General features: G+C 36.8%; 9 protein-coding genes. 7 read left to right on the top strand and 2 right to left on the bottom strand.

Features of this window, described 5'->3' with window-relative positions; genetic code table 11:
* Window positions 1-155 (bottom strand): transposase (locus GJU39_RS24325; RefSeq protein WP_154281226.1); only part of this gene is annotated, 155 nt, incomplete at its 3' end.
* Between the two features lie 253 nt (window positions 156-408).
* Window positions 409-1,194: a polysaccharide deacetylase family protein gene (locus tag GJU39_RS19245; RefSeq protein WP_154282632.1), complete on the bottom strand. Its 786-nt coding sequence runs from the start codon at window positions 1,192-1,194 to the stop codon at window positions 409-411.
* Window positions 1,195-1,531: 337 nt separating this feature from the next.
* On the opposite strand from GJU39_RS19245, the gene GJU39_RS19240 reads away from it, so the two are divergent.
* The 7 genes from GJU39_RS19240 to GJU39_RS19210 all read left to right on the top strand — a co-directional run bounded on the left by GJU39_RS19240 (window position 1,532) and on the right by GJU39_RS19210 (window position 10,434).
* On the top strand, window positions 1,532-3,256 hold the full coding sequence (locus GJU39_RS19240) for a capsule assembly Wzi family protein (RefSeq protein ID WP_154282631.1): 1,725 nt from the start codon (window positions 1,532-1,534) through the stop codon (window positions 3,254-3,256).
* A 191-nt stretch (window positions 3,257-3,447) separates the two neighbouring features.
* On the top strand, window positions 3,448-4,257 hold the full coding sequence (locus GJU39_RS19235) for a polysaccharide biosynthesis/export family protein (protein ID WP_154282630.1): 810 nt from the start codon (window positions 3,448-3,450) through the stop codon (window positions 4,255-4,257).
* A 13-nt stretch (window positions 4,258-4,270) separates the two neighbouring features.
* Complete coding sequence (locus tag GJU39_RS19230) at window positions 4,271-6,625, top strand: GumC family protein (protein ID WP_154282629.1); 2,355 nt, start codon at window positions 4,271-4,273, stop codon at window positions 6,623-6,625.
* Window positions 6,626-6,630: 5 nt separating this feature from the next.
* Window positions 6,631-7,668, top strand: coding sequence for a ferredoxin--NADP reductase (locus tag GJU39_RS19225; RefSeq protein WP_154282628.1), 1,038 nt, complete (start codon window positions 6,631-6,633; stop codon window positions 7,666-7,668).
* A gap of 4 nt (window positions 7,669-7,672) precedes the next feature.
* Complete coding sequence (gene rfbF, locus GJU39_RS19220) at window positions 7,673-8,449, top strand: glucose-1-phosphate cytidylyltransferase (RefSeq protein WP_154282627.1); 777 nt, start codon at window positions 7,673-7,675, stop codon at window positions 8,447-8,449.
* A 1-nt stretch (window position 8,450) separates the two neighbouring features.
* Window positions 8,451-9,530: a CDP-glucose 4,6-dehydratase gene (rfbG, locus tag GJU39_RS19215; RefSeq protein WP_154282626.1), complete on the top strand. Its 1,080-nt coding sequence runs from the start codon at window positions 8,451-8,453 to the stop codon at window positions 9,528-9,530.
* Window positions 9,523-10,434 (top strand): NAD-dependent epimerase/dehydratase family protein, encoded by a 912-nt coding sequence (locus tag GJU39_RS19210; protein WP_154282625.1) that lies wholly within the window; start codon window positions 9,523-9,525, stop codon window positions 10,432-10,434. The genes rfbG and GJU39_RS19210 overlap by 8 nt, the downstream gene beginning before the upstream one ends.
* The last annotated feature ends 2 nt before the right edge of the window (window positions 10,435-10,436 follow it).

The following is a 10,436-nucleotide window of genomic DNA, read 5'->3' as shown; positions in this document are numbered from 1 at the left end:
GGACTCTGTTTGGGCTCCGACTCACGCTGTCTCCATTTACTCAGAAGGCTATCGTTTATTCCAAGCTCATCTGCAACCTCTTTCACCGATCCTCGGCTATTAGATAAATCTATAGCCATTTTTTTGAAGGAATCATCAAATACTCGTTTGCTCATATAATCAAATTTAAAAGTTTCTAGTTAAATCTGACAACTAAATTCCTCCAGTCAAATGTAGCAACTCCATGTGCTTAGCCATACCATACACGAATGAGAGACGAACAATAGACGAACAAAGTGCGGATAAGCTATTAACCATTACCCTGCTCTATTGTAACCAACTACGGCTACAGGCACATAGCAGGTAAATTCCTTCCCTGACTAAGAATTGCTGGATAGAATTTACTTATCGCAGTGATAGCCGGCGATCTCACCACTTCTTTTTCAAAAGCAAAATCGGGTCATAAATTAACCGCATCAACCGGTACCTTTTGCCTAATTTCATGTCAATAATCTTTTGATCATCCGTTTCATTGATGGCAAATCTCCGGAGTGAATACTTGTTTTCAAATTGCGTATAAATGGCTAAGCCGAATTGATAGCCTGCCTTTGCCAACATTTTCCGGTGTTTAGCCGGGATTTCGCCGTAAGGGTATGCGAACGAATAAATGTGGTGGTTAAGCAGTTCTTCGAGTGTTTTTTTTGAATTGGCTATATCGGAATATGCAGCGCCTTCGCTCACCTGATTTAATTTGACATGCTTTTCTCCGTGACTCCCTATTTCCATCCCTAAATGGAGCAGCTTTTGCAATTGTGAAAGGTTCATCAACTTTACACTCGCCATATTATATTCTTCCATATCCCATATATTCTGTCCATCGATGTGATTAGAGGGCATATAGAATACGGCTTTCATTTTTCGTCTCACCAATTCCGGGATGGCAAATTCAAAAAGTTCGGCTGCGCAATCATCAAAAGTGATGACCAGTTTATTTTGTAAATCTCTGGTTGTTAATTTCCTGGTGATGATTTCTTCAAAGGTGGTGGTTTGTAACCCTTTCTCTTCGATCTTGTCGAGGAATTCTATAAACTTTTTATGACTGATGGAAAATTGCTGCAAACTTGGATGAGGCTGTTCGGCTACATGGTGTAGCATAGCAATGGGAATATTCAATTTGTTTGGTAATTCTAAAGCGTAATCATTATGATACCTCAAATAAACGTATTAAAATCAATTAAAACGGTAAATTATTCTAAATAAAAACACAACCCTAGTTTTTATAAGAAAATATACATGAGTGGGATTGATCTGACCAGCGTACAATTGTTTAGCGCTTACGCCATCTCACTTGTAGCCTGGAATCCAACCATTTCATTAACTAGGGGTGTTTTTTTACGAATGGCCTGTTTTTTTTGGAAAAATTGGTGGTTGAAAAGCAAATGAATTTGTTATAGATGAGGCCCGGAAAGTAAAAAAGTTTCCTAACGGAGGAAAGTTTGTATACCTTTGCGAGCATTTTAGCGTTCATACCTCAAAACTATATTATAAACATATGAGAATTTTCTACCTCTCCTTAATGCTTTTCTTCGTAAATGGGATGGCTTTTGCCCAGACTTTGCCGGTTGGTTTACTGGAAAATGTAGAAGATGCCTACAGAAGGCAACAACTGTTGGGTAAAGATAGTTCGAATAGTTCTTATATGATCCGGCCGATGTTTATGTCGGATAGAAATGATTTATCTTTAGATCCAGATACCAGTTATTCCTTAAACCACTTTAGAAAGTTACTTTACAGTAATCCTAAATTACATACGCAGATTTATGCGCTACCTGTAGCCTGGCAGCAACAATTTAATTCGCATCATCCTTATGGAATGAATGATGGCTCCATGGTGCAGGCAAAAGGTTATCAAACGCAAATTTCTGCAGGGATCTACGCCAAGATTGGGCCTTTAAGTATTCAGTTGAGGCCAGAATATGTTTTTGCAGAAAATAGTAATTTTCAGCGCTTAGCCGATGCACCGAATGGGGTGTACTGGAATACTCCGTTTACTGGCTTGTTTTATAATCGGATTGATCTGCCTGATCGCATGGGCAACAAACAATATTCAAAACTAAGTTTAGGGCAGAGCAGCATCCGCTTAAATGTTGGTCCGGTATCAGCAGGCTTTTCCAATGAAAACTTATGGTGGGGGCCAGGAGTTCGAAACTCTTTGTTGATGACAAACAATGCATCTGGGTTTAGACACCTAACTTTAAACACAACCCGACCAGTGAAAACTTATATCGGATCTTTTGAAGCACAGGTTATTGGAGGAAGATTAGAGCAATCAGGCTTTACCTTAAACCGGGATCCAACCGTTCCGCAAGCGATCAGAAATGAATTGGTTCAAAAACCCTATGAATGGCGTTACATTTCTGGTATGGTCTTAACTTATCAGCCAAAATGGGTGCCAGGCTTATACCTGGGTTTTGATAGGACCTTTATTGTAAACCGATCAAAAATGGGCAATGGTTTTGGTGACTATTTCCCGATTTTTTCTCAGGTGGAAAAAGTAGGATACGTTACGCCAGAAGGAACGTACAGTGAGGATGCTGCGGAAAGGGATCAATACATCTCATTTTTCACTAAATATGTTTTTACAGAAAGCAAAGCAGAAGTTTATTTTCAGTTTGGCAGGAATGATCATTCTTATGATTTAAGGGATGCAGCTGCAGAACCGGAACATACCCGGGCTTATATAGTGGGTGTTAGAAAGTTAGTTCCATTACGAAGACCAGATGAATTTATACAGGTTGGTGTAGAGCTAACACAGTTAGAAAGAACTACTACAGGTCAACTTCGTGACTATCCGAGTTGGTATAGTCATGGACAGGTTTTAGATGGATATACGAATAAGGGTCAGGTTCTTGGTGCTGGAATCGGACCAGGGAGTAATCTGCAAACGCTGGATGTGAGCTGGGTAAAGGGATTGAAACGCATCGGATTGCAACTCGAACGTAAGGTAAATAATAATGATCTCTTTTATGATTTTGCTTTTGCTTCGGCAGATCGAAGACAGTATATCAACAGGCATTGGATAGATTTGGCTATAGGAAGTACTTTCTCCTGGAATTTCAAACGGTTCGTGGCCAATGCGCAGCTTACGTACGTTAAATCATTAAATTATCAATATCAATGGCAAGATAGTAATCCTCCAGGTGATTATTGGAATTGGCACAAGCAAGATGTAAACAATTTACATGCAAAAGTTGGGCTTGTATATCTATTTAATTAGATAATGAATTTTTTAAATTCAAAGTTTAGTGAATTGGTCAAATAAGTAAGCTAATTTCATTATTACATTTAAATGATTAAGTTTGCAATTGGTTTAAAGTAACGTTTATTCAATTGCAAGAATTATAGATTATACCAATATTTAACTTATTTAATTTTAGAAATGGTAATATTTGACTACCATAAATACCTATGAATATAAACAAAATCAAGAAAGGCGATTCAATTTTTTATATTTTAATTGTTCTTTTAGCTCTGCAAACTTCCTGTGTAAGCAATAAAAAAATCGCTTATTTTCAGGATATTCAAACAGTCAATCAAGCGCAACTCGAAAATGCCACAAAATTTACGGAACCTATTATACAGCCAGATGATATACTGAGTATTAATGTTTTTACTTTGAATCCGCAAAACGGGGTGGTTGTTAATCAAGCGGCATCTAATAATATTTTAGGTGGATCTGCAAATACTTCTGCAACGGCGCAGCAAGTTTCTGGTTTTTTGGTAGACAAGAATGGAGATGTTGAACTTTCTTTAATTGGGAAAGTTAAAGTTGCCGGATTGACGACGTATGAGGCACGAGAATTAATTCGGGAGAAGGCTGCTGTAGTTTATAAAGAACCTAATGTTCAATTAAGATTTGCCAATTTTAAGGTCAGCGTTTTAGGCGAAGTGAATGCTCCCTCTGCCTATACATTGCCGAATGAGAAAGTTACCATTCTAGATGCACTAAGTCTTGCCGGTGATTTGACTATCTATGGCCGACGAGAGAATGTATTGATTGTAAGGGATAATAATGGTAAAAAGGAATTTGCCCGTTTAGATTTAAATTCATCAGAGATTTTTAATAGCCCTTACTATTATTTAAAACAAAATGATGTAGTTTATGTGGAGCCTAACAAACGAAAGGTATCAGCATCTAATTCTGCACAAATTCAAACCGTAAGTGTATTGGCGTCGGTCCTTTCCGTAATTATTATTGCTATCACTAGTTTCAGATAAAAATAATTCATAAATGAACTCAATTCCAGAACAAAATTTAGATCTTCGTGCAGAAGATGAAACACTTGATATTAGGAAAATAATATTAAAACTTTTAGATAACTGGTATCTATATCTTGGTGCGGTTCTCATTTCGTTGATAATAGCCTATTTCTATTCAAAGTATACTCCTCCTATCTATCAGATAAGCTCAAAAGTATTGGTTAATAGTAATGATAAAGGTGGATCACCTGGAGCACAAGGTTCTGCATTAATGGATCTTGGTGGGATTATGGGGGGGAAAAGTTCTGTAGACAATGAAGTGGAAATTTTAAGAACAAGATTTTTGATGGAACAGGTCGTTCGTCAGATGGAACTCAACATTGTTTATCAGGAGAAGGTAGGTTTCAAGAAAAGGGAAATATACCAAACGCCAATCAAATTATCCATTACAAAAGCATTAGATACCATTTCTCAAACGTTGGTCACAGTAGATGTAACGGGCTCTAATACACTTAAAGTTTCCGCTAACGACTTTGAAAAGGAAATAAGATTTAATGAAGAGTTTAACTTGAATGGAGTGGGAATAGTTAAACTAATTCCAACTGGCATTGCAAAGCTTGAACATGGTAAATTTTTAATTCAAGTTTCTTCGATAGATGATCGTGTTGCAGAATTGCAAGGTAAAATGACAGTTGGTGTAACAAATAAACAGGTAACGATAATGGATTTAGGACTCTCATATCCGCACCCAAGAAAAGGTGAAGATATTTTAAGGGCCATAATAAACCGATATATTTCATCAAGCCTCGAAGAAAAGAATATTATAGCGGATAGTACGACTACATTTATACAGAAAAGGCTAAGCATCATTTCTGGCGAATTAGGTGATGTTGAAAATAAGCAGGAGAGGTTCAAGCAAAATAATAAATTGACTGATATGTCTGAACAAAGCAAGTTACTTGTTCAAAGCACCTCTGCATTTACGAATGAGCTGGCGAAGGCGGAAACTCAGATAACGGTATTAAGCGAACTGGAAGGCTATTTAAAAGATGAGAGCAAAAATAAGAGGGTTTTTCCAGCTTCTTTACTTTCATCAGATATGGTATTTTCTGGTATAATGAGTCAATATAATTCGTTATTAATAGAGAGAGATAAACGTCTATTGAGCGATACAGAAGAAAGCCCTTTTATAAAGAATATTGATGAGCAAATTTCTGGATTAAGAGCTGGTTTATTGAGTAATATACAGAGTTCAAAAAATAGTTATATCATTACCCGAGATAAACTTCGTTCTCAACTCAATCAGGCTGAGGGGAGGGGAGAGCAAGTTCCACAAATCGAAAAAGATTATTTAAAGCTTGCTAGAAATCAACAAATCAAACAAGAGTTATATATATTTTTGATGCAAAAAGCAGAAGAAACTGCTATTTCTAAAACTTCAAATTTAGCGATAGCAAAGACAATAGATCCTCCAAAATCTGCTATTGCTCCAATCAGCCCAAAGCAAAATACGATTTATTTGATTGCTATAGTTATAGGGCTTATCATTCCAACAGTATTTATAATATTAATTAACTTATTAAATACCACGGTTTCTACAAAAGAAGATATTACCTCAGCAACGATTACACCAATTATTGGTGAAATTAATCACAATAGTAGTACAGACAATTTAATTGTAGCACATCAGGGAAGATCCGCGATATCTGAACAATTTAGGGCTTTGCGAACCAATCTTTCTTTTTATTTAAAAACATCAAGCCAAAAAGTAATATTATTGACTTCAACTGCCTCTGGAGAAGGTAAATCATTTACAGCTATTAATTTAGGTAATATACTTGCACTCGCAGGCAAAAAAGTTTTATTAATGGAACTGGATTTACGTAAACCTGGCCTTTCAGCAAAATTAGGAGTAGCTAATACAACTGGTTTTAGTAATTATACTATCGATCCATCTGTAAAAGTTCAGCATATCATAAAACCACTGGCAATTAACCCAAATATGTTTATTATCTCATCAGGACCACTACCTCCAAATCCTGCTGAAACTATCATGTCTGAGCATACAGATGATTTAATTGCCCAATTGAAAGAGCAGTTCGATTATATTATCATGGATGCTCCCCCTGTTGGTATTATCACGGATGCCCAGCTTTTAGCTAAGTATGCAGACGCGACTTTGTATATTATAAGACAGAAAGTTACTCAAAAAAACCAACTTTATATTGTAGATCAATTATATCGAACACAAAGAATGAATAATTTAGGCATAGTAGTGAATGACATTGTTCCAAAAGATTATGGCTATGGTTATGGCTATGGATCTTACGGAGAAAATGAAACTAATAGCACATTTAAGTCTCTACTTAAAAAGTTTAGAGGATAAGATTTATGAATTATACTTTAAAGGTGGCGGAAATCCGAAAGGAAACTGAAGACACAGTTACTTTATGCTTCAAACAACCTGGTTTAAAGAAAATTAAATATATTGCGGGCCAGTATCTCACATTAATTTTTAGAATTAATGGCAGGAGATATATTCGGCCTTATTCATTTTCTTCGTCTCCAAATGTTGATACCTTTTTAGAGGTTACTGTCAAACGTGTGGCAAATGGATTAGTGTCTAATCATATTAATGATATGATTAACGTTGGAGATTCCATCGAAGTAATGTCTCCAATGGGTGACTTTATTTTTGGAACAGATGATGCTATAACCGATGTTTATTTTTGGGGCGTTGGCAGTGGTATTACGCCGTTAATTTCAATTATTAAGCATATTCTTAGCTCAACTGCAAGTATAAACGTCCATTTGAATTATGGAAATAAAAACCATGAAACGACTATCTTTAAAGATCAGATTGAAGCCTTAAAAACTCGGTATTCTGAAAGATTAACCATTAGACATTTTCATACTAAACTCGTGCTTGATGAGGGAAATCCATATCTGATTCAAGGGAGAATTGATCAGGATAAAGCCTTATCCATTCTAGATGTCGCACTGGATCCAAATTGCTGTGCGCATTACATCTGCGGACCCATAGGTTTGAAAGAATCAGTTAAAAGTGCCATACAAACTAAGTTTGGTCGCTTAATTAATGTTTATTCTGAAGACTTTGAGTTGGTTAAAGACCCAAAAGACTTTATCGATATCCATACTCAGGAGATTTCACTTACTTTCGAGGGCAAGTTGCATAAGCTAGAAATAGCTAAAGGCAAAACCATTTTAGAAGCGGCTTTAGATGCTGATATAGAACTACCTTATTCTTGTCAGACCGGTAATTGTAGTACTTGTAAAGGTAAAGTATTAAGTGGGGCTCTTAAAATGATTGGCCTCACCAAGGAAAGAAGTGATCTGGAAGAGCATGAGTATTTATTATGCTGCTCACATCCATTAACAGAAAATGTACAAATAGAAATCCAAAATTAAACATATGAAAGTTGTAATTCTTGCTGGTGGTTTAGGTACCAGGCTTATGGAAGAAACGGAAGCCAGGCCGAAACCAATGGTTGAAATCGGTGGTAAGCCTATTTTATGGCATATTATGAAAATCTATGAGGTCTATGGCTACAACGATTTCGTATTATGCCTGGGTTACAAAGCCCAGAGCATTAAGGAGTACTTTTTAAATTATTATCTGTATAATTCTGATGTCAGTATTGACATAGAAAAAAATAAAGTCGATGTTCATTTTTCGAATTCTGAGTCCTTTAAAGTAACCTTAGTTGATACGGGTTTAACAACCAATACCGCAGGTAGGATTAAGAAAATCCAAAAATATGTACGGGATGAAACGTTCATGCTGACCTATGGGGATGGAGTAGCTGATATCAATATCACAAATCTTGTTGACTTTCACAAAAGCCATGGTAAGTTGGCGACACTAACCAGCATTCAAACGCCTGGTCGTTTTGGAAATATTGAAATGGATGAAGATGGTTCTGTAAATCACTTTGTAGAAAAACCTCAGGGTGATGGGATGTGGATTAATGGCGGGTTCTTCGTTTTAGAGCCTGGTATTTTCAAATATCTTGAAGGAGACATGGATGAGATCCAGTGGGAGAATATACCACTAAAAGAAATAGCAAACGATGGTCAACTGGCTGCCTACAAGCATGGCGGATTCTGGAAACCTATGGACGCCTTAAGGGATCGGATTGAATTAGAACAGCTTTGGTCTACTGGGCAGGCAAAATGGAAAATCTGGTAGTATGTTAGATCAACTAAAGCAAACTTATTCCGGTAAGAAAGTTTTCCTTACCGGTCATACAGGATTCAAAGGATCCTGGATGCTTAAAACCCTGCAACTATTGGGAGCGGAAGTAAAGGGCTATGCTTTAGCGCCTCAAACCGAAAATGATTTATACTATTTAATCGGTGGAGATCAAATTTGTGAATCAACTATAGCAGATTTGAGAGACCGTGAGGTGTTAAAAAAATCAGTTTTAGACTTCCAACCTGATTTTATTTTCCATCTGGCCGCTCAGCCGTTGGTAAGATTATCTTATGATATTCCATCCGAAACGTTTGAGGTGAATGCCATTGGTACGGCAAACCTGTTGGATGCCGTTCGATTGCTTGATAAAAAGTGTTCTGTTGTGTTAATCACCACAGACAAAGTATATCACAATAACGAATGGGATTATCCTTACAGAGAAAATGATCGTTTAGGTGGTTATGACCCTTATAGCGCTAGTAAGGCTTGTACGGAATTGGTGATAGATTCGTATAAGAATTCATTTTTTAATAAAGCAAAGATCAGCGAACACCATAAAGGCATTGCGATTGGCAGGGCCGGGAACGTTATTGGTGGAGGTGACTGGTCTAAAGATCGTTTAATCCCGGATATTGCCAAAGCATTATCAAATGATGAAGAAATAGTGGTTAGAAATCCTAAATCTGTACGTCCATGGCAACATGTTCTCGAGCCGGTTATCGCCTATTTGATATTGGGTATGAATTTAGAAGCTGATCCTGTTAAATTTGGAGTGGCTTATAATTTCGGCCCTTATGCAACGGATGCCCTACCGGTGAGCGAAATGTTAAAGCTTGCTATTGATTGTTGGGGGACTGGAAAGTACAAAGTTGAACAGCTACCAAATCAACCCCATGAAGCAGGGCTACTCAAATTAGACATCAGTAAAGCTATTGCTGATCTTCACTGGCAACCAAAATTGAATGCGGCTAAGGCCGTTGAGACTACAATAAGCTGGTATAAGTCATTCGTAGCTGATAAGGAAAATATAGATTCCGTAACTGCAAATCAAATTTTAGCATACCTCAATGCGTAAAGTATTATTAACTGGCATTACGGGTTTTCTAGGGTCGCATATTGCAGAAATATTAATTCAACATCAGGTTGAGGTAATAGGATTGAAAAGAAGTACATCTAATTTATCCAGGTGTACTTCTTTTGCTGATGCTATCAAATGGATAGACCTTGACAATGGCAGTGACTGGAAAGCGCAGGTAATCACTCAATCGCCCACTGAAATTATCCATTGTGCATGGATTGGTGTTGAAGCTAATGATCGAAATCAGTGGTCTCTCCAGGCAAAAAATATAGCGCTTTTGATTGACCTTCTAGAGTTGACCCAAAGGCTGGATTTAAAGAAATTCATCTTTCTTGGCTCTCAGGCAGAATATGGCAATATAAGCCACAAAGTTTCAGAAGATGATGCGGTGCAGCCTATGAGTGCTTATGCAAGTGTTAAGTTAAGCTGTTTACAAATTTTAAAGACTTATTCTGAACTCAATAATATTAATTGGCTTTGGTTAAGGGTATTTTCTGTATTTGGTGAGCGGGAAAGTGACAACTGGTTGATTCCCTCTGTTGTTAACACCATGAAAACTAAGTCAGAAATGGATTTCACAGGTGGAGAGCAGAGATACGCGTATCTATACGCAGGCGACTTTGCGAAAATTTTATTGTCAATTGTAGAAAGTGAAATTAAATCTGGGATTTATAATGTTTCAGGAAATCATACGTTAACACTAAAGTCGCTGCTTGTTCAAATAAGAGATGCTATAAATCCATCTTTTTTACTAAATTTTGGTGCTATTCCATATCGTGAAAATCAATCCATGCATATCGAAGGAGATATTACCAAGCTAACTAATGAAATTGGGATGATCGATTTTACTGATTTTAACGTAGCTTTGTCCAAAACCTTAAATTATTACCTATCTAAATAATA

The sequence above is a fragment of the Pedobacter petrophilus genome (genome assembly GCF_009674725.1).
Taxonomy (GTDB): domain Bacteria; phylum Bacteroidota; class Bacteroidia; order Sphingobacteriales; family Sphingobacteriaceae; genus Pedobacter; species Pedobacter petrophilus.
This window is presented reverse-complemented; position numbering and strand designations above follow the sequence as displayed.